This window comes from Pantoea anthophila (assembly GCF_006494375.1).
Classification (GTDB): domain Bacteria; phylum Pseudomonadota; class Gammaproteobacteria; order Enterobacterales; family Enterobacteriaceae; genus Pantoea; species Pantoea anthophila.
This window is the reverse complement of the sequence record NZ_VHIZ01000056.1, coordinates 494,457-512,116: the sequence shown is the minus strand read 5'-3', so window position 1 is coordinate 512,116 and position 17,660 is coordinate 494,457. Positions and strand designations below refer to the sequence as shown.

General features: G+C 56.6%; 20 protein-coding genes, 1 pseudogene and 1 other annotated feature. Of the genes and pseudogenes, 6 read left to right on the top strand and 15 right to left on the bottom strand.

Annotated features, from left to right (window positions below; all coding sequences use genetic code 11):
- Positions 1–6: 6 nt before the first annotated feature.
- Positions 7–1,467 (bottom strand): cardiolipin synthase, encoded by a 1,461-nt coding sequence (gene cls / locus FJW00_RS19705; RefSeq protein WP_009089916.1) that lies wholly within the window; start codon positions 1,465–1,467, stop codon positions 7–9.
- Between the two features lie 158 nt (positions 1,468–1,625).
- On the opposite strand from cls, the gene FJW00_RS19700 reads away from it, so the two are divergent.
- Positions 1,626–1,799: a YciY family protein gene (locus tag FJW00_RS19700; protein WP_140925470.1), complete on the top strand. Its 174-nt coding sequence runs from the start codon at positions 1,626–1,628 to the stop codon at positions 1,797–1,799.
- 78 nt (positions 1,800–1,877) lie between these two features.
- Here the strand turns inward: FJW00_RS19700 and FJW00_RS19695 are convergent, their stop codons facing one another.
- Positions 1,878–2,195 carry a hypothetical protein gene (locus FJW00_RS19695; RefSeq protein ID WP_009089920.1) on the bottom strand — a complete coding sequence of 106 codons (318 nt, stop codon included), beginning with the start codon at positions 2,193–2,195 and terminating at the stop codon, positions 1,878–1,880.
- A 344-nt stretch (positions 2,196–2,539) separates the two neighbouring features.
- Here FJW00_RS19695 and ycgZ point away from each other — a divergent pair, with 344 nt between their 5' ends.
- Positions 2,540–2,782: a regulatory protein YcgZ gene (ycgZ, locus tag FJW00_RS19690; RefSeq protein ID WP_009089921.1), complete on the top strand. Its 243-nt coding sequence runs from the start codon at positions 2,540–2,542 to the stop codon at positions 2,780–2,782.
- 85 nt (positions 2,783–2,867) lie between these two features.
- On the opposite strand, the gene FJW00_RS19685 is transcribed toward ycgZ, so the two are convergent.
- Positions 2,868–3,053, bottom strand: a complete 186-nt coding sequence (locus FJW00_RS19685) for a hypothetical protein (RefSeq protein WP_058958173.1) — start codon at positions 3,051–3,053, stop codon at positions 2,868–2,870.
- Between the two features lie 72 nt (positions 3,054–3,125).
- On the bottom strand, positions 3,126–3,422 hold the full coding sequence (locus tag FJW00_RS19680) for a YciI family protein (protein WP_009089924.1): 297 nt from the start codon (positions 3,420–3,422) through the stop codon (positions 3,126–3,128).
- 195 nt (positions 3,423–3,617) lie between these two features.
- Here FJW00_RS19680 and tonB point away from each other — a divergent pair, with 195 nt between their 5' ends.
- Entirely contained in the window at positions 3,618–4,379 is a 762-nt protein-coding gene (gene tonB / locus FJW00_RS19675) for a TonB system transport protein TonB (RefSeq protein WP_046102054.1), read from the top strand.
- Between the two features lie 35 nt (positions 4,380–4,414).
- Here the strand turns inward: tonB and yciA are convergent, their stop codons facing one another.
- The 4 genes from yciA to FJW00_RS19655 are packed head-to-tail and all read right to left on the bottom strand — an operon-like array spanning position 4,415 to position 6,666.
- Positions 4,415–4,837, bottom strand: coding sequence for an acyl-CoA thioester hydrolase YciA (gene yciA / locus FJW00_RS19670; RefSeq protein ID WP_009089928.1), 423 nt, complete (start codon positions 4,835–4,837; stop codon positions 4,415–4,417).
- A gap of 59 nt (positions 4,838–4,896) precedes the next feature.
- On the bottom strand, positions 4,897–5,436 hold the full coding sequence (locus tag FJW00_RS19665; RefSeq protein ID WP_046101919.1) for a septation protein A: 540 nt from the start codon (positions 5,434–5,436) through the stop codon (positions 4,897–4,899).
- A 51-nt stretch (positions 5,437–5,487) separates the two neighbouring features.
- Positions 5,488–6,222, bottom strand: coding sequence for a YciC family protein (locus FJW00_RS19660; protein WP_140925469.1), 735 nt, complete (start codon positions 6,220–6,222; stop codon positions 5,488–5,490).
- A gap of 27 nt (positions 6,223–6,249) precedes the next feature.
- Complete coding sequence (locus FJW00_RS19655) at positions 6,250–6,666, bottom strand: YkgJ family cysteine cluster protein (protein ID WP_140925468.1); 417 nt, start codon at positions 6,664–6,666, stop codon at positions 6,250–6,252.
- A gap of 254 nt (positions 6,667–6,920) precedes the next feature.
- On the opposite strand from FJW00_RS19655, the gene ompW reads away from it, so the two are divergent.
- Positions 6,921–7,553, top strand: a complete 633-nt coding sequence (gene ompW / locus FJW00_RS19650) for an outer membrane protein OmpW (protein WP_009089935.1) — start codon at positions 6,921–6,923, stop codon at positions 7,551–7,553.
- Between the two features lie 48 nt (positions 7,554–7,601).
- Here the strand turns inward: ompW and FJW00_RS19645 are convergent, their stop codons facing one another.
- The 6 genes and pseudogenes from FJW00_RS19645 to FJW00_RS19615 all read right to left on the bottom strand — a co-directional run bounded on the left by FJW00_RS19645 (position 7,602) and on the right by FJW00_RS19615 (position 14,629).
- The gene (locus tag FJW00_RS19645; RefSeq protein WP_140925467.1) at positions 7,602–7,916 is read right to left on the bottom strand and encodes a BON domain-containing protein; all 315 of its coding nucleotides are present in this window, start codon (positions 7,914–7,916) and stop codon (positions 7,602–7,604) included.
- Positions 7,917–8,065: 149 nt separating this feature from the next.
- Entirely contained in the window at positions 8,066–8,869 is an 804-nt protein-coding gene (gene trpA / locus FJW00_RS19640) for a tryptophan synthase subunit alpha (RefSeq protein ID WP_058958176.1), read from the bottom strand.
- Positions 8,869–10,059 carry a tryptophan synthase subunit beta gene (gene trpB / locus FJW00_RS19635; protein ID WP_140925466.1) on the bottom strand — a complete coding sequence of 397 codons (1,191 nt, stop codon included), beginning with the start codon at positions 10,057–10,059 and terminating at the stop codon, positions 8,869–8,871. Before trpB ends, trpA begins: the two co-directional genes overlap by 1 nt.
- Before the next feature lie 46 nt (positions 10,060–10,105).
- Entirely contained in the window at positions 10,106–11,467 is a 1,362-nt protein-coding gene (gene trpCF / locus FJW00_RS19630; RefSeq protein WP_140925465.1) for a bifunctional indole-3-glycerol-phosphate synthase TrpC/phosphoribosylanthranilate isomerase TrpF, read from the bottom strand.
- Between the two features lie 2 nt (positions 11,468–11,469).
- Positions 11,470–13,064, bottom strand: a pseudogene (gene trpD / locus FJW00_RS22635) (bifunctional anthranilate synthase glutamate amidotransferase component TrpG/anthranilate phosphoribosyltransferase TrpD).
- Positions 13,064–14,629, bottom strand: coding sequence for an anthranilate synthase component 1 (locus tag FJW00_RS19615; RefSeq protein WP_140925464.1), 1,566 nt, complete (start codon positions 14,627–14,629; stop codon positions 13,064–13,066). Before FJW00_RS19615 ends, trpD begins: the two are co-directional and overlap by 1 nt.
- 23 nt (positions 14,630–14,652) lie before the next feature.
- Positions 14,653–14,754 (bottom strand) — a sequence feature (Trp leader region).
- A gap of 153 nt (positions 14,755–14,907) precedes the next feature.
- Here FJW00_RS19615 and rnm point away from each other — a divergent pair.
- On the top strand, positions 14,908–15,792 hold the full coding sequence (rnm, locus tag FJW00_RS19610; RefSeq protein ID WP_009089950.1) for an RNase RNM: 885 nt from the start codon (positions 14,908–14,910) through the stop codon (positions 15,790–15,792).
- A 12-nt stretch (positions 15,793–15,804) separates the two neighbouring features.
- Positions 15,805–16,425 carry an L-threonylcarbamoyladenylate synthase gene (locus FJW00_RS19605; protein ID WP_009089952.1) on the top strand — a complete coding sequence of 207 codons (621 nt, stop codon included), beginning with the start codon at positions 15,805–15,807 and terminating at the stop codon, positions 16,423–16,425.
- Positions 16,426–16,435: 10 nt separating this feature from the next.
- On the opposite strand, the gene FJW00_RS19600 is transcribed toward FJW00_RS19605, so the two are convergent.
- A complete protein-coding gene (locus FJW00_RS19600; RefSeq protein ID WP_009089953.1) occupies positions 16,436–17,083 on the bottom strand; it encodes a hypothetical protein in 648 nt (215 codons plus the stop codon).
- Between the last annotated feature and the right edge of the window lie 577 nt (positions 17,084–17,660).

Sequence of the window (17,660 nt, the reverse complement as noted above, 5' to 3'; positions counted from 1 at the left end):
CTCGTTTTACAGTAAAGGGCTGAAGAAGTAAAACAGTCGTTCAACAATGCGCTGCCACCAGGCACGTTTTGCCCAGCGCTTACCCTCCAGCAGGCGCGACCGCGCGATATAGTCATCCTGTACGCAGGCCAGGTCACTGCCGAAGCCCGCATCATCCACCACCAGCGTCACCTCGAAATTAAGCCATAAACTGCGCATATCGAGATTCACGGTGCCGACCAGGCTCAGCTGTCCGTCCACCAGCACGCTCTTGGTATGCAGCAGGCCATCTTCAAACTGGTAAATCTTCACGCCCGCCTCCAGCAATTCACTGAAGAAGGCGCGGCTGGCCCAGCCGACCAGCAGCGAGTCATTGTGACGCGGCAGGATCAGGCTGACGCTGACGCCACGCTGCGCCGCCGTGCAGATCGCATGCAGCAGGTCGTCGCTGGGCACAAAGTAGGGGGTCGTCATGATCAGCTGCTCACGTGCCGAATAGACGGCGGTCAGCAGGGCCTGATGGATCATATCTTCCGGAAAACCGGGACCGGAGGCGATCACCTGCACGGTATGGCCGCTCTCCTGTTCAAACGGCATGATGTTGCGATCGGGCGGGGGCGGCAGAATGCGCTTACCGGTTTCGATTTCCCAGTCGCAGCTGAAAACGATCCCCATCGCGGTCGCGACCGGGCCTTCCATACGCGCCATCAGATCAATCCACTGACCCACACCGGCACTCTGTTTAAAGAAGCGGGGGTCGACCAGATTCATACTGCCGGTGTAGGCGATATAGTTATCAATAAGCACGATTTTACGATGCTGGCGCAGATCCATCCGCCGCAGAAAGACGCGCAGCAGGCTCACCTGTAACGCTTCCACTACGTCAATGCCGGCGTTGCGCATCATGCCCGCCCAGGGGCTGCGGAAAAAGTTTACGCTGCCCGCTGAGTCCAGCAGCAGACGGCAGTGGACGCCACGGCGCGACGCCGCCATCAGCGATTCGGCAACTTCATCAGCCAGACCACCGGGGTGCCAGATATAAAACACCATCTCGATATTATGGCGGGCCAGCTGGATGTCACGAATCAGTGCCTGCATCACATCATCGGCGCTGGTTAACAGTTGCAGCTGGTTTCCCTTTACCCCGGCAATGCCCTGACGATGGTAGCAAAGCTCAAATAACGAGCGCGCGACGTCGCTGTGTTCCGTCGCGAAAATCTCGCGGCACTGCTTCAGATCGTTCAGCCAGCGGGCCGTTGACGGCCACATGGTGCGGGCGCGCTCCGCGCGACGTTTACCCAGGTGCAGTTCGCCAAAGGAGAGATAAGCGATAATGCCGACCAGCGGCAGAATATAGATAACCAGCAGCCAGGCCATCGCCGACGTGACAGCCCGGCGTTTTATCAGGATGCGCAGTGTGACACCGGCAATCAGCAGCCAGTAACCAAACAGCAGCAACCAGCTGATCAGCGTATAAAAAGTGGTCATAAAGTGGACATCCCGTTCGCGCTTCCGTCTGGCAAGTTTACGTGCAGATGACGGCTAACGAAACCTTTATCCCTGACGAGAATAATGAGAGAACAGATTGGGTATTGTCGCAGAGATCTCTATAATGCGGCGGCGTAGACGATGGCAGAGAGGAAGTGATGAAACGAAGCAGAAATGAAGTGGCACGCTGGAGAATGTTACGACAGGTTCACCGTCGCCGTTCACGCTGGCTGGAAGGGCAGTCACGCCGTTATAAACGCATCCATTGTATCCGCCACAAGCTGGCGCAGCAGCAGCGCCGATCGATTCTGTTCATCACGCAGATGGTTTAATCCCGCACCTCTTCAGCCCGCCCTGTAAGCCGATACCCTGTGAGGCAGCAGGCGGGCTGCGCATTGGCCGGGGCACTCTCAGGCTTCAAAAAAGCCCTGCTCGGCCAGTAACCGGCGTGCCTGAGCCTGCTCCTGAGGCGACGCTCCCCGATCGTTGACCTCGAGCATCAGACAGGGCATTGCGCTGCCCAGCGCCGCTGGCCGGCGATAACCTTCCCGATCGTACCATTCGTAACTCCACCGGCCTGATTTGCGCTGATAGTAGATCGTCAGCCAGGCAGAGCAGTTCGCCGGATAACCACTTAATACTTCTATTTTAGGATCGGCCAGCGCGGCAAGCCGGGATAAAAGCGTGTCAGCCAGAGTGAGAACCGGAACAGGATAGGTTTTATTCATAGTGAGCTCGCGACAGTGCGGTGCATCCATTCAGAGGTGTAAATCACGAATAGTAAATGTAGACAGAGGTAACAGATAAATCCTCTCGCCGGTCAAAAAAAGCCGTAAGTTAAAAGGATCAGGCGGAAAAGGGGCGGGTCTGAGGAGGCTGACAGGGGATGTGTACAAAGCGAGAAGAAACTTGTACAACTTTACATTGTTTTAAGTCTATGTATTAAATGAACTTAATGAAAAATGTCGCGCTTTGGGTGATTTTTCGCGCTAAATACCTGTACAGGAGGGGCGTTTTTGTATAACTTTACCGCATCGCTTAGTAACTTTAACGACGCCTTTAAGGGACAATCATGCAGACTAACGTACATATTCCCGCTTCAGTTTCAGACATTACCGCCTATCTGCACAGTGCTGCACAGCCTTCACAGCAGGCGATCCTGGGGTCGGTTGTCACGGAAATTATTCGTTCCGGTCGCAGCCTGAACCGCAAAGCGATCTGCTCAAAACTGATTAGCCGCCTGCAGCATGTTACCAGCCCGGAAGAAGAACAGCACTATCACGCGCTGATTGGTCTGATTCTGGATCGCGGCTGATATAAAGATAACAGAGTATGAAGAACAGGACAGTCATTCAGCTGTCCTGTTCTTTAATGCCTTTTACCCTGTCGGCCGTTTATGGTCAGCCGGGATGAAGCGGCTTCGTCATCATCAGCGTGACATTTACCAGCTGCAACGCTGCTGCCAGCACAATCAGCATCACGATCGTCTGTTTCTTTCTGCGCCAGCCCTGCGTCCGCCAGAGATAAATAGCCCTGCCAAGCAGTAAAGCGATGACCAGCAGCAGCGCCAGAATAACAATCTGCATATTCCCTCTCTCTACGAAAAAAAAATGGCTTCTGCGCCAGGCACAGAAGCCATTTTTAATACTCAGATGCAATCAGAAGACGCGTTTGAACGGCTTAACCGCGACCTGACTGTAGACGCCCGCCGCAATATAGGGATCATCCTGCGCCCAGGATTGCGCCGCTTCCAGCGACGGGAACTCCGCAATGACGGTGGAACCGGTAAAGCCCGCCACGCCGGGATCGTTACTGTCCACGGCAGGCATCGGGCCAGCGATAATCAGGCGTCCCTCTTCGTGAAGCAGTTTGAGCCGTGCCAGATGGGCAGGGCGCACGGCGTTACGCTTTTCCAGTGAATCTGCAGTATCTTCTGCATAAATGACGTAAAGCACTCAGGAACTCCCATTAACCAGAATTTTGCACACGTTAAGGGATTGCCCTTCAGAGTGCAAACGAAAACTCCGGCGGCTGGAAGGCGCAGCATAAAGGGCTAAATGCGCTTTTCTGATGGCGTGAGGGCGGGAGTTATTGAAACTGATTGCTATTTGCATTTAAAATCGCTGCTTCATTCAATCACTGCGACTGTTATGACCACGCTGACTATGCCCTTACCCAAACGCACGCCACTCTCCATGTTGCTGTCTGTTGTTCTGCATGGGGCCGTCATTGCCGGAATTCTGTATGCGTCATTCCAGCAGGTGACGGAAGTGCCAAAGGCCTCTCAGCCCATCAGCGTCACCATGGTTGCCCCGGAAGTTCAGCCCGAGCCTGCTCCGGCTGTTGTGCAGCCGCCTGCACCAGAGCCTGAGCCGCAGCCAGAACCTCAGCCAGAACCGGAACCTCAGCCGGCGCCGGAACCGCCGAAAGCGGAACCGGTGCCGATACCAAAACCTGAGCCGAAGCCCAAACCAAAACCCAAACCTAAAACCGAGCACAAGCGGGAGAAACCTGTACGCGACGTGAAGCCGCGTCAGGAGAGTAAACCGCAGGATAATCCGTTCCGGCAGGAGGCGCCGGCGACCCAGACCCGCCCAGCCACTGCGCCAAAAGCGACTCCGTCACCGACAGCATCGGTATCAACCGGCCCGAAAGCGCTGAGCGTCAGTAAGCCAGGCTATCCTCAGCGCGCTTATGCGCTGCGGGTTGAAGGGCGCGTGCGGGTGAAGTTTGACGTGGACAGTGACGGTCGGGTAGAGAACATTCAGATCCTCTCTGCGGAACCGCGCAATATGTTTGAGCGCGACGTAAAGCAGGCGATGAAAAAGTGGCGTTACCAGAGCGGTCGCCCGGGTCAGGGACTCACAATGAATATCGTCTTTAAGCTTAAAGGCGGGGCCAGCATAGAGTAAGAGGCCGGGTCAGGCGGAGATGCCTGACCCGTTTTTTATTCGCCGGGCTGCTGATTGGCGCGGCCGGCTGGCAGCGGACGGGAATTGCCCGCACTGTCCACGGCCACATAGATAAAGACCGCTTCGGTGGCACAATAAGTCTGTCCAATCGGCTCAGACGACACTTTCTTGATCCACACCTCGACGTTAATGGTCATCGAACTGTTGCCGGTCCGGATACAGCGCGCATGACAGCTCACGACATCCCCTACCGCCACCGGCTTCAGAAATGACATGCCGTCGACGCGTACCGTTACCACGCGGCCTTCCGCGATCTCTTTAGCCAGAATCGCGCCGCCCATATCCATCTGTGACATCAGCCAGCCACCAAAGATATCGCCGTTAGCGTTGGTGTCTGCCGGCATGGCGAGCGTACGCAGCACCATTTCACCTTGCGGTAATTTATGTTTTTCGCCCATTGCTTCCCGTTCTTATGCAGATGAATGCTGAAAAAAAGCCCGGCGAACCGGGCGGATGATTATTTTTGTTCCTGCTGCGGCATCTGTCGCCAGATATAGAGCCCGCTAAGCAGGGTAAACAGTAAGGTCAGACCGGTGAGACCAAACACTTTAAAGTTAACCCAAAACGCCTGGGATAACCAAAAGGCGACGTAGATGTTCACCAGGCCGCAAATCAGAAAGAAGAGTGCCCAGGCAACGTTCAGACGACGCCAGACCGCGTCCGGCAGCTGAAGCTCTTTACCCAGCATGCTCTGGATCAGCGGCTGCTTCATAAACCACTGGCTGTAGAGCAGGGCGAGCGCGAACAGGCTGTAGATGACCGTCACTTTCCACTTAATAAACTCATCGTTGTGGAACACCAGCGTCAGGGTGCCAAAGACCGCGACCAGCACAAAGGTGAAAATGGTCATCTTTTCCAGTCTGCGATAGAGCACCCAGCTGACGACCAGCGCCAGACCGGTCGCGACAATCAGTGCGCCCGAGGCGACAAAGATGTCATAGAGCTTATAGAAGATGAAAAAGACTACCAGGGGGAGAAAGTCGAGTAACTGCTTCATAGTGATTCCCGTCAGGGTTGCATGCCAGTGCGCCCGCAGGCGCACCGTCCGTCAACGTAACAGCATATAGAGCCGATAGAGATAGATGATCAACAGGGCTGAAACCAGATTGCCGGCCGCGGTAAAAATGACCGACGAAACATTCAGCGGCAGCACGGTCAGCGAAGCGAAAAAGAGCATCACGACCACTTTCGCCAGCAGCCAGAGCAGGATGGCGGGGGCGATCAGCTTCACGTTCTTCCAGGCCATGCGCATGCTGGCGCGCATGGCGGCAAACACGCCCATCTTCTCACTGGCAAGCATCACCGGCGCCAGTGACAGCAGGATCGTCAGCAGAATACCGGGGACCACCAGCACCATAAAGCCAAGCTGGGCCACCAGCGTCATCAGAAAGGTCAGCAGCAGCAGTCTGGGCAGCAGCGGCGCAGAAGACCCGATAGCCCGCAAAGCGCTGACCCGCTGACCGGAAGAGACCATCGGAATCAGGCAGAGCATGCCGCCCAGCAGCAGCGTGTTACCCAACAGCGCAGCGAAGGTGCTGGCAGCCGAAGCCCGCAGCAGAACCTGCTGCTGTTCCGGCGACATGCTCTGCACTATCTCAAACAACGATCTGGCACTGTCGTCACCCTGCTGCAGAATGGCCATCTCATCGACACCAGGCGTCAGCACATGCACCAGCATGACAGTGATAAAAGCGGTCAGCAGCGACAGCAGCAGCAGGGTAGCCAGCTGATGTCGCGCAAAATTTCCAGTGTCACGGTATAACGAGCTTGCCGTGATAGACATGTACACTCCTTGGAGGAACCGGGTTAATTAATCCGGCGATTGTACATGTTCTGGCAGCTCACGGGCACCCGCTGTGGCATAACTTTCTGTCACGACAGGTAAAGATGGCGAAAAAAGCGGGGGAAGGCCATAGCGGGCGCGGGCCCGATCGCAGGCTTCGTTATGAATGCCGCCTTCTCCTGACAGCGAGAACTCCCGACAGGGAGTGGGACGCTGCTCATAGATACCGCATGAAACGCATCCGCCGATCTCTCCCTGCAGGGCGACACAGCGCGGGGTGCGATCGTTGGTGCCCCGCATGTTACGCATGAGCAGGCTGAGCGGCTCGGTCAGGTCGGTCGGCACCAGACCGCCCGCATCGTCGGCTTCCGCCCAGTAAAATGAGACGCGAAAATGGGCGCAGCAGGCGCCACAGCTGATACAAGGATTTAATGTGTCACTCATTTGATCACCCGCCCCTCCCGAGGCATCGAACCAAAATCAACCAGGAAGAGAAGCAAAATAGGGCCGCCGGAATTTTTCAGCAAGGGGAATTTGCGGGTGCCGAAGCGTGCCGAAATTGATCTAAATCAATTCATTGTTTTTTAAGCAATTTATCTGAAGCGTTCAGAGTGCAATTTCCTGTAAATCGCGTTAAATAACTGCCAGCAAAAAAATGATAACCCCCCGCGACATCAACATTAAGCAAAGGAGTGATAATGAAACTGGCAAAATGCGCGATGCTGCTGGCGCTGGCTTTACCCCAGCTGGCGATGGCCCACGAAGCAGGCGACTTCTTTATGCGTGCCGGCAGTGCAACCGTACGCCCCACCGAAGGCTCCGATAATGTGTTAGGCATGGGGGAGTTCAGCGCCTCCAACGACACGCAGCTCGGCCTGACCTTTACCTATATGGCAACGGACAATATCGGGGTGGAACTTCTCGCCGCCACGCCGTTCCGTCACAAAGTGGGTCTTGGCCCGACCGGTACGCTGGCTACCGTGCGCCAGTTACCGCCGACGCTGATGGCGCAGTACTACTTCTTCGACAGCAAAAGCAAAGCCCGTCCCTACGTGGGCGTGGGCGTCAACTACACCACCTTCTATGATGCCGATTTCAACCAGACCGGTCGCGATGCAGGCCTGACCGATCTCAGCGTCAAGGATTCGTGGGGCGTGGCGGGTCAGGTCGGCCTGGATTATCAGATCAACCGCGACTGGATGCTGAATGCGTCGGTGTGGTACATGGATATCGACACGGAAGTGAAGTTTAAAGCGGGAGGCGAGCAGCAGAACATCAATATGCGCATCGATCCGTGGGTCTTCTTCTTCGGGGCAGGTTACCGCTTCTGATGAGAAAAAGGCCGCTGATTCAGCGGCCTTTTTTGTGTCTGTGTAACGTTATTTAATCTGCATGTTGTTCACGACAGATTTCACGCCCGGTACGCTGCGCGTCACCTGAACAGCACGATTAGCCATTTGTGGCGATGACACAAAACCGCTCAGCTGAACTTTACCCTTAAAGGTTTCTACGTTGATTTCAGTCGATTTCAGCGAGTCATCCTTCAGCAGTTCACCTTTCACTTTCGTGGTTACAACGGTGTCATCGATGTAGCCACCGGTTCCCTCTTTGGTTGCGGTTGGCGCACAGGCGCTCAGTGTCAGCGCAACCACACCCGCCAGTAAAGCACCTGTCAGCAGTTTAACGAATTTCATTGCTTTCTCTCCCTGTCACAAAATGGATGCGACGTTACCGTAACGGCGCTTTGTCATTGTGGTGCAGATTCTGAAAAAAGGGCAAATGGCGGAATGAAAAAAAAGGAAACAAATCATGCCTTATCGCGTGATAAGGCATGCTGACAGGATTAACGACTGGCGGCTTTCAGGCGACTGACAAAGTTCTTCAGTTCGCTCAGCATCACGTCCGGTTCAGCGTGATGCTTCTCAATGATCCTGACAATGGCGGAACCGGAGATGGCTCCGGCGGCACCGGCGGCAATCGCTTCCTTCACCTGCTCAGGTTCTGAGATACCAAAGCCCTGCAGTGGCGGAGCCGCATGGTATTCGCGCAGCTTGTCGATCAGGTGCTGTAGCGGCAGGCTGGCACGGTTTTCAGCCCCGGTCACCCCGGCACGTGACAACAGGTAGGTGTAGCCCCGGCCGTGCGACGCGATCTCACGCAGCAGCGTATCGCTGGCATTAGGTGGACAGATAAAGATAGGGGCCACGCCGTGACGCATCGCCGCCTGGCGGAACGGCGCCGACTCTTCAACCGGCACATCGGCGACCAGAACCGAATCGACACCGGCTTCGGCACAGCGTGCATAGAACGCATCCACGCCGTTGGTGAAGACCAGGTTGGCATACATCAGCAGGCCAATCGGCAGGTCAGGATATTTACGGCGGATTGTCGCCAGCATTTCAAAGCACTGGCTGGTGGTGGTGCCTGCGGCGAACGCACGTAAGGTCGCATTCTGAATGGTCGGGCCATCCGCCAGCGGGTCGGAGAAAGGAATGCCCAGCTCCAGCGCGTCCGCACCGCCTTCAACCAGCGCGTCAATCACGCGCAGGGAGAGCTCAGGTGAGGGGTCGCCCAGCGTGACGAACGGGACGAAAGCGCCTTCGTTGCTGGCTGACAGGCGCGAAAACAGTTGATTATAACGTTCCATCAGATTTCTCCCTGCGCAGTCAGAATGTCGTGAACGGTGAAAATATCTTTATCGCCGCGGCCGGAAAGGTTAACCACAAGCAGCTGCTCTTTCTCCGGCTCCTCCTGAATCATCTTCAGGGCGTGCGCCAGGGCGTGAGAGGATTCCAGCGCCGGAATAATCCCTTCCGCCCGGCAGAGCTGTTTGAAGGCAGCCAGCGCTTCGTTATCGGTAACCGAGACGTAATCCGCCCGACCCGTGCTGTTCAGGTGCGCATGCTGAGGCCCGACCGACGGGAAGTCGAGACCGGCAGAGATGGAGTAGGACTCTTCAATCTGGCCGTCTTCCGTCTGCATCATCGGCGCTTTCATGCCGAAGTAGATACCGACGCGACCATGCTTCAGCGGTGCGCCATGCTCGCCGGTTTCGATGCCGTGACCCGCAGGCTCAACGCCGATCAGCTTCACGCTGGTTTCTTCGATAAAGTCAGCAAACATGCCGATAGCGTTGGAGCCCCCGCCCACGCAGGCGAGAATTGCGTCGGGCAGGCGATCCTCTCTTTCCAGAATCTGTTTTTTCGTCTCTTCGCCGATCATGCGCTGGAACTCACGCACGATAGTCGGGAAGGGGTGCGGACCCGCGGCGGTGCCGAGCATGTAGTGCGCCGTTTCATAGCTGCCAGACCAGTCGCGAAGCGCCTCGTTACAGGCATCTTTCAGCGTGGCAGAGCCGCTGTGAACCGGGATCACCTCTGCGCCCATCAGTCGCATACGGAAGACGTTAGGCGACTGACGCTCCACATCTTTCGCGCCCATGTAGATACGGCATTTCATGCCCAGCAGCGCACAGGCCAGCGCCGAAGCCACACCATGCTGACCGGCGCCGGTCTCGGCGATAATTTCATTTTTACCCATGCGCTTAGCCAGCAGTGCCTGACCCAGCACCTGGTTAGTTTTGTGCGCACCGCCGTGCAGCAGATCTTCACGCTTAAGGTAGAGGCGCGTTTTTGTGCCTTTGGTCAGGTTTTTGCACAGCGTCAGCGCGGTCGGACGACCCGCATAGTTCTTCAGCAGTTCGGTAAACTCTTCCTGGAAGGCAGGATCTTTCTGCGCGTCAACAAACGCCTCTTCGAGCTGGCGCAGGGCAGGCATCAGGATCTGCGGAACATACATTCCGCCAAATTCGCCAAAGTAGGGATTCAGTAACGTCATCTTTTCTCTTCCTTTCTCAGGCCCGCTGTCGGGCAGGCCAGGCAAATCAGTACGCGCGCAGTGTCTGGAACACGGCGGCAATTTTACGGGCATCTTTGATGCCGGGCGCGCTTTCCACGCCAGAGTTGAAGTCAAGCCCGGCACAGCCCAGCTGCGCGGCTTCAACACAGTTGTCCGCACCGAGGCCACCGGCCAGCAGTACATTATTCAGCGTCTGACCCTGCAACAGGGACCAGTCGAAACGCTGACCGGTACCACCGTTACCATTGTCAAACACATAACGGTCAACGTGTGGCCAGTCGCGCGCCGGGAGATGGCCTTCGATGCGCAGTGCCTTCCAGATCTGCACGGTGCCAGGCAGGGCGGCGCGCAGTTCAGCGACAAACGCCGGCGTTTCATCGCCATGCAGCTGAACCGCAGAGAGAGAAAGGGCGCTGACCTGCGTGACAATGTCACTCACGCTGGCGTTGCGGAACACGCCAACGTAACGCAGCGGCGCCGCGGCGATCACGCTCTGCGCCGTGGCGGTATCAATCTGACGCGGCGATCCTTCTGCAAAGATCAGACCACCAAAGAGTGCACCCGCTTCATAGGCGGCACGCGCATCTTCGGCACGGGTCAGTCCGCACACTTTGTTGCTGCCCAGGGTAACCCGACGCACCGCGGCTGTCAGGTCTGTCTCTTCCATCAGGGAGGAGCCGATCAGGAAACCATTGGCGAAGTGGCTCAGCTCGCGAATGTCCGCATAGCTGTTGATACCCGATTCACTGATCACCGTCACGCCATGCGACAGGCGAGGCGCCAGCTGGCGGGTGCGGTTAAGATCGATAGAGAGGTCGCGCAGATCGCGGTTGTTGATGCCCACCACTTTCGCCTGCAGGGCGATAGCCCGCTCCAGCTCCTCTTCATTACTGACCTCAGTCAGAATGCCCATCTTCAGGCTGTGTGCCACCGCGGCCAGCTGACGATACTGCTCATCATCCAGAACCGACAGCATCAGCAGAATCGCATCCGCCTGATAGTAACGCGCCAGATAGATCTGGTAAGGATCGATAATAAAATCTTTGCACAGCACCGGCTGCGTGATGGCTGCGCTGACAATCGGCAGGAAAGCGAAGTCACCCTGAAAATATTTTTCATCGGTCAGCACAGAGACCGCTGACGCATAGTGGCGGTAGACCCCGGCAATCGCGGCCGGATCGAAGTCCTCGCGAATCACGCCTTTCGACGGAGAGGCCTTTTTACACTCCAGGATAAACGCGGTTCTGGCCCCCTGCAGCGCGTCGTAAAAATGACGGCTGGAAGGCTCAATGCTGTTCTGAAAGGTGGAGAGAGGCTGCTGCTGCTGACGGGCTTCAACCCAGATCGCTTTGTCCTGAACAATTTTTTCTAACACGGTGCCTTTCATGATTACCCTCTTGCTGCCAGTGCGACAACGCGCTCATAAGCCTGTCCGCTGCGGATGGCGTTAAGCGCCTGCTGTGCGTTTTCACGCAGGTCTTCCTGACCAAATACTTTAAGCAACATCGCCACGTTAACGGCGACAGCTTCCTCATGAGCCTGCTGGCCATTACCCTGGAGTAAAGCTGTCAGAATGTCACGGTTTTCTTCCGGGGTGCCGCCTGCCAGCGCCTCTTTCGGGTGGAAGCCAAAGCCAAAGTCTTCGGGTGAGAGCTGATAACGGGTGATTTCCCCCTCGCGCAGCTCGGCGACGTGTGTCACATCGTGCAGGGCCACCTCATCCATGCCGCCGCCGTGGACCACGGCTGCACGCTGGTAGCCCAGCACTTTCAGGGTCTGAGCAATCGGCATCACCAGTTCCGGGCTGTAAACACCAATCACCGCCAGCGGGGGACGCGCCGGGTTGATCAGCGGACCCAGCACATTGAACAGCGTGCGGGTCTTCAGCTGCTGACGTACCGGCATCGCGTGGCGGAATCCGGTGTGATACTGCGGCGCAAACAGAAAGCAGACGTTAAGATCGTCCAGCGCCTTGCGCGCCCGGTCAGCAGGCATATCCAGATTGATGCCAAAGGCCGCCAGCAGGTCGGAGGAGCCCGATTTGCTGGAGACGCTGCGGTTGCCGTGCTTCGCCACCTTCAGACCGCAGGTCGCCGCGACCAGGGCGCTGGCAGTGGAGATATTGATGCTGTTGCTGCCGTCGCCGCCGGTGCCCACGATGTCGGCAAAGGTATAATCCGGACGCGGGAAGGGGCGGGCATCTTCCAGCAGCGCGGTCGCCGCCCCGGCAATCTCTTCCGGCGTTTCGCCCCGCACCTTCATGGCGATTAAGGCGGCGGCGAGCTGCGTCGGTTCCAGCTGGCCGGTGATAATGGCGCTGAACAGCTGATGACTCTCAGCCTGATTCAGCGTCTGCGCCTGGTAAAGTTTTTCCAGTGTCTGTTGCATAGTCATTCTCCCTGTTACTTCGCCAGCGCCCAGGCCAGCGTCTGCTCAAGCAGACGCGCACCCTGAGAAGTCAGAATGGATTCAGGATGGAACTGGAACCCGCACACCCGGTCGGTCTCATGACGCACCGCCATCACCATCCCGTTGAAACTGGCGTTGACCGTCAGCTCATCCGGCGTGTTGCTGCCCACCAGTGAGTGGTAGCGCGCCACCGGCAGCGGATTGCTCAGGCCGGCAAACATTGCCTCACCGTCGTGGTCAATAGAGGAGGCTTTGCCGTGCAGGATCTCACCGGCCTGACCCACGTGGCCGCCGTAGGCTTCAACGATCGCCTGATGCCCCAGGCAGATGCCGATAATCGGCAACCGTCCCCGCAGTACCCGCAGTAACTCCGGCATACAACCGGCATCTTTTGGCGCGCCGGGGCCGGGCGAGAGCATCAGCACCGGGTCTTCCATCCGCTGCAGCTGCTCAATTAAGAGCTCCGCAGGCAGGTTGTTTCGATAGATCACCACGTTGTGACCAAACGTCCGCAGCTGATCAACCAGGTTATAGGTAAATGAATCGATGTTATCGAGCAGCAGAATATCGGCCATCAGAAGATCTCCTTGCAGTGATGGGCAGTCGCGATAGCGCGCAGAACGGCGCGGGCTTTGTTGCGGCTCTCATCCGCTTCAGCCTGCGGATTGGAGTCCAGCACCACACCGGCACCCGCCTGGACGGTGGCCACGCCTTCTTCAACGTAGGCCGAACGGATCACGATGCAGGTATCGAGATCGCCGTGAGCCGTGAAGTAGCCCACCGCACCGCCGTAGCTGCCGCGGCGGGTGCGTTCCGCCCCGGCTATCAGCTGCATGGCACGCACCTTCGGCGCACCGCTCAGGGTGCCCATGTTCATACAGGCGCGATAGGCATGCAGCACGTCAAGGTCGTTACGCAGCGTGCCCACAACGCGGGAGACCAGATGCATGACGAAGGAGTAACGGTCTACTTTGGTCAGGTCTGCCACGTAACGGCTGCCCGGCACGCAGATACGCGCCAGATCGTTGCGCGCCAGATCCACCAGCATCAGGTGTTCCGCCAGCTCTTTATGGTCGGTTCGCATCTCCAGCTCAATACGGCTGTCGAGATCGCGATCCAGCGAGCCATCCGCATGGCGGCCACGCGGGCGGGTACCGGCAATCGGGTAGATCTCAATCTGACGCGAGATGGCGTCATACTTCAGTGAACTCTCCGGCGAGGCACCAAACAGCGAGAAATCCTGATCCTGCATAAAGAACATGTAGGGGCTGGGATTGCTGTTCTTCAGCGTGTCATACGCCGCCAGCGGCGAAGGGCATGGCAGCGAGAAACGGCGTGAAGGGACGACCTGGAAAATTTCGCCGATGCGAATCGCCTGCTGCATGCTGCGCACCACGTCGCAATACTCTTCATCACTCTGGCTGGTGGTCAGCGTCATCTGCTCCACCTTTTGTACCGGCAGTACAGGTGCGGGCTGAAGCATCTGGCCATGCAGCTGCTCAATGCGGCGCTGCAGGCGCTGGAATTCGCTGGTGGACGGACAGAACAGGCTGGCCTGCAGACGTGCGCTGCGGCTCTGGTGATCGATCACCAGTAAGGTCTCGGCCAGGTAGAAGCAGTAGTCGGGGCAGCGCTGCTGATTATCCAGCGCTGGCAGGGTTTCAAAACCGGCAACCAGATCATAAGCAAACAGACCGCCCAGCAGCACCGCTTCCCGTTCGTCGGCAGGGGCGTTAACCAGTTGCGGAATCAGACGCAGCGCGTCAAACACCGACAGGGCCTTGAGGCGGGAATCTTCGTCCTGCTGCTGATCGCTGCTCTGTGGGAAGGTCAGAACACGGCCATCGGGACGCACCTGATTCATCACTGACGCGGGCAGGGCTTCATCCAGCAGCGGCAGCAGGGCGCGGCCATTTTCTGACAACGCCTGCACGGTGACTTCGCTGCCCAGTGCGCTGACGCGCAGCGCACTGTCGACGATCAGCAGGCTTTTCAGGTTGCGTTTGCTGTCGATATCAGCGGATTCGAGCAGCAGGGTTGCCGGACGTGCGCCGCACAGCTGGTGAAACACTGCGGCCGGATCTTCGCGGTAGGGCGCGGTGCCGGTAATCAACTTCACTGTAGGTTTCGCATTTGGCATGATGATTTCTCTGAATTTCGCTCAAAAAAAAGCCCGCTCGGTGGCGGGCTCAGGTATCTGCACAGCGTTTACGCAAAATGTGCACGACCGTGTCGCCCGGTTTCGGGAACATCGCGCCAGCCATGTAAATGCGTAATTGTAATCGCCATGATGAAATACCCGTTACGTGTGAACTTGTGTACTAGTTAACGGGTTCGGGGCGGAAATGTCAATACACTTTTTCACTGAGCGTTAAAATCGTTATCATGCTGGCCGGTTTAGTTTCAGCAGGAGTTCTCTTGAGCGATATCGCCCGTTTCCCGGTTTATGATCTACACAGCCACACGCGCGCCTCCGATGGTTTACTGACGCCCGCCGTGCTGGTGCAGCGCGCGGTAGAGATGCGGGTTGGCGTTCTGGCGATCACCGATCACGACAGCGTGGACGGGGTGAGCGAGGCGCAGCAGACCGCCCGTGACCAGGATCTGCCGATAAAAGTGCTGGCCGGTGCTGAGATTTCTACCCTGTGGGAGAATCATGAGATCCATATCGTGGGGCTGAACATCGATATCCATCATCCGGCGATGGTGACCTTTCTGGCGGGGCAACTGGCCTGCCGGCAGCGGCGCGCGGAAGAGATCGGTGAGCGGCTGGCGAAGGCACGTATTCCCGACGCACTGGCGGGGGCGACCCGACTGGCCGGGGGCGGCATCATTACCCGCGGACACTTTGCCCGCTTCCTGATAGAGCAGGGCAAAGCCGGTGACATGGCCCAGGTTTTCAAAAATTACCTGGCGCGAGGCAAAACCGGCTACGTGCCGCCACAATGGTGTACAATTAAACAAGCCATTGATGCGATTCATCATTCTGGTGGTTGCGCCGTGCTGGCTCATCCGGGCCGGTATGGTTTATCGGCGAAGTGGCTGAAACGGCTGATCGCCCACTTCCGTGAAGCGGGGGGCGATGCCATGGAAGTGGCACAGTGCCAGCAGCCACCTAATGAGCGCACGCAACTGGCGCAGTACGCCAGAGAGAATGACCTGGCCGCATCGCAAGGTTCAGATTTTCATCAACCCTGCCCGTGGATTGAGCTGGGCCGCAAACTCTGGCTGCCCGGCGACGTTGAGCCGGTCTGGGAACGCTTTCCGGACCTCGCTCCCGCAGTGGCAATCACGGAAAGGTGACACGAGGTTTCTATGAGTCAACTGTTTCATATTCATCCGGATAATCCGCAGCCGCGCCTGATCAACCAGGCGGTCGACTACCTGAACAAAGGCAGCGTTATCGTCTATCCCACCGATTCCGGCTATGCGCTGGGATGCCGGCTGGAAGAGAAGGGCGCGATGGAGCGTATCTGCCGTATCCGTCAGCTTGATGGACACCACAATTTCACCCTGATGTGCCGCGACCTCTCCGAGCTGTCGGTCTATTCTCAGGTGGGAAACTCGGCCTTTCGCCTGCTGAAAAACAACACGCCAGGTAACTACACCTTTATTCTCAAAGCGACCAAAGAAGTGCCGCGCCGTCTGATGAACGAAAAGCGTAAGACCATCGGTCTGCGTGTGCCGTCCAATCCGGTGGCGCTGGCGCTGCTGGAAGCCCTGAATCAGCCGATGATGTCGACCTCGTTGATCCTGCCGGGCAACGATTTTACGGAATCCGATCCGGAGGAGATTCAGCACACCATTGGCAAGCTGGTCGATCTGATCATCGACGGCGGAACGCTGGGGCAGCAGCCGACCACGGTGGTCGATCTGACCACCGATACGCCGGAAATTGTGCGTGAAGGTGTGGGCGATACCCGCCCGTTCCTGTAATCAATCCGGCTCAGACACCGCGCGTCGGTGTCGGGGCCAGATTTGACTGCAACCAGCTTTTAAACTGGCCGTAGGGAATATAAAGTGAAACGTCTTTCAGGATCACTTTCCCGTTACGGCCATTTTTAATGGCATCGGAATAACCGACAATCACGCCGCTCAGCGTTTCATCGCGGTTATAAACACCGCCGCCCGACATTCCCTGAACCACGCCTGCATTAGAGGCCATCGCAATGCAGGGACTTTTATTCCATTTATTCCGAATAGCCGTGCGGGCTAAATTCACCCCCGTCGACTCTACCGGCATCGCGGAAATAAAGCTGTATCCGTACATTTTAACGGGATCGCCAATATCACCACTGCGGAATTTTGCCAGGGTGGTGGCATCATTCTTGTGATAAATAATCGCAAGGTCGCAATAGGGATGATAAGACTTCACGCGCTGCACGGCGGTTTTGGCGACGTGCGCTGCGGTAAGGCTATATTCAGGCGTCAGTGGGATGCTGGTGCCCAGTGTGCCGAAACCGAGGATCGTCGGGATGCCGGTCACGCTCATATCTACGTGCTGCATCGCCGTACGACTGTACTCAGTGTGGCCCACGGAACACCCGCTCAGCACCAGTGCAGCCAGCACCGGGCACAGAAACAGGTTTCTCATGATGGCATTCTTTATTCCGGCATGTCGGAAAATCCCTGGTGAAGACTTATGACATGCAAGCAAGGTTCATCAGTGAACCGTATTAACGCAACAATTCCGGATGCGCCGGTTTATTGGATTATCTGAAAACACGATTTTTATTAACGAATAACAAAGGGCCGTACCGTTATGATGCAGGACCATGAAATTTCAGGTGCTGCTTTTTTATTGTGCTGCTGAGAGAAAGTGTATCAGCTTAATAGTGTCAGACAATTTATTAAAGCTAATAAGAATTAAAAAAACCTGATAATAGGGTTTTAACAGAATCTGCATTAGGAATAATCTTACCCGGGCCGTTTATTCAGCTTATCAGGCTAACTAAAGATAATCTTACGGTTTTTTATGCTGCCTTTGAGAGAGGAGCCAGAGGATTAGATTCGCAGATAAATCTCTGGAAGTTTAAGATAGTGTTAAGTTTTTGATCGTTACGGCCTCTTTTCATTGCCCCGCCAGTGTTTAAAAAATTTAATTTTCTTCAGCTATAAAGTTTTCGCCCACGCCGTTTTATTCAGTATATTTCCTTAACTGAGTCTGCTGT

Excerpts from the sequence above, each read along its gene's own strand:
- FJW00_RS19645 (WP_140925467.1), bottom strand. The coding sequence starts at position 7,916 with ATGAAATTCGTTAAACTGCTGACAGGTGCTTTACTGGCGGGTGTGGTT.
- FJW00_RS19600 (WP_009089953.1), bottom strand. The coding sequence starts at position 17,083 with ATGAGAAACCTGTTTCTGTGCCCGGTGCTGGCTGCACTGGTGCTGAGC.
- trpCF (WP_140925465.1), bottom strand. The coding sequence starts at position 11,467 with ATGAAAGGCACCGTGTTAGAAAAAATTGTTCAGGACAAAGCGATCTGG.
- trpA (WP_058958176.1), bottom strand. The coding sequence starts at position 8,869 with ATGGAACGTTATAATCAACTGTTTTCGCGCCTGTCAGCCAGCAACGAA.
- FJW00_RS19695 (WP_009089920.1), bottom strand. The coding sequence starts at position 2,195 with ATGAATAAAACCTATCCTGTTCCGGTTCTCACTCTGGCTGACACGCTT.
- FJW00_RS19605 (WP_009089952.1), top strand. The coding sequence starts at position 15,805 with ATGAGTCAACTGTTTCATATTCATCCGGATAATCCGCAGCCGCGCCTG.
- FJW00_RS19685 (WP_058958173.1), bottom strand. The coding sequence starts at position 3,053 with ATGCAGATTGTTATTCTGGCGCTGCTGCTGGTCATCGCTTTACTGCTT.
- yciA (WP_009089928.1), bottom strand. The coding sequence starts at position 4,837 with ATGGGCGAAAAACATAAATTACCGCAAGGTGAAATGGTGCTGCGTACG.
- FJW00_RS19615 (WP_140925464.1), bottom strand. The coding sequence starts at position 14,629 with ATGCCAAATGCGAAACCTACAGTGAAGTTGATTACCGGCACCGCGCCC.
- FJW00_RS19660 (WP_140925469.1), bottom strand. The coding sequence starts at position 6,222 with ATGTCTATCACGGCAAGCTCGTTATACCGTGACACTGGAAATTTTGCG.
- FJW00_RS19665 (WP_046101919.1), bottom strand. The coding sequence starts at position 5,436 with ATGAAGCAGTTACTCGACTTTCTCCCCCTGGTAGTCTTTTTCATCTTC.
- trpB (WP_140925466.1), bottom strand. The coding sequence starts at position 10,059 with ATGACGTTACTGAATCCCTACTTTGGCGAATTTGGCGGAATGTATGTT.
- ycgZ (WP_009089921.1), top strand. The coding sequence starts at position 2,540 with ATGCAGACTAACGTACATATTCCCGCTTCAGTTTCAGACATTACCGCC.
- FJW00_RS19655 (WP_140925468.1), bottom strand. The coding sequence starts at position 6,666 with ATGAGTGACACATTAAATCCTTGTATCAGCTGTGGCGCCTGCTGCGCC.
- ompW (WP_009089935.1), top strand. The coding sequence starts at position 6,921 with ATGAAACTGGCAAAATGCGCGATGCTGCTGGCGCTGGCTTTACCCCAG.
- tonB (WP_046102054.1), top strand. The coding sequence starts at position 3,618 with ATGACCACGCTGACTATGCCCTTACCCAAACGCACGCCACTCTCCATG.
- cls (WP_009089916.1), bottom strand. The coding sequence starts at position 1,467 with ATGACCACTTTTTATACGCTGATCAGCTGGTTGCTGCTGTTTGGTTAC.
- FJW00_RS19700 (WP_140925470.1), top strand. The coding sequence starts at position 1,626 with ATGAAACGAAGCAGAAATGAAGTGGCACGCTGGAGAATGTTACGACAG.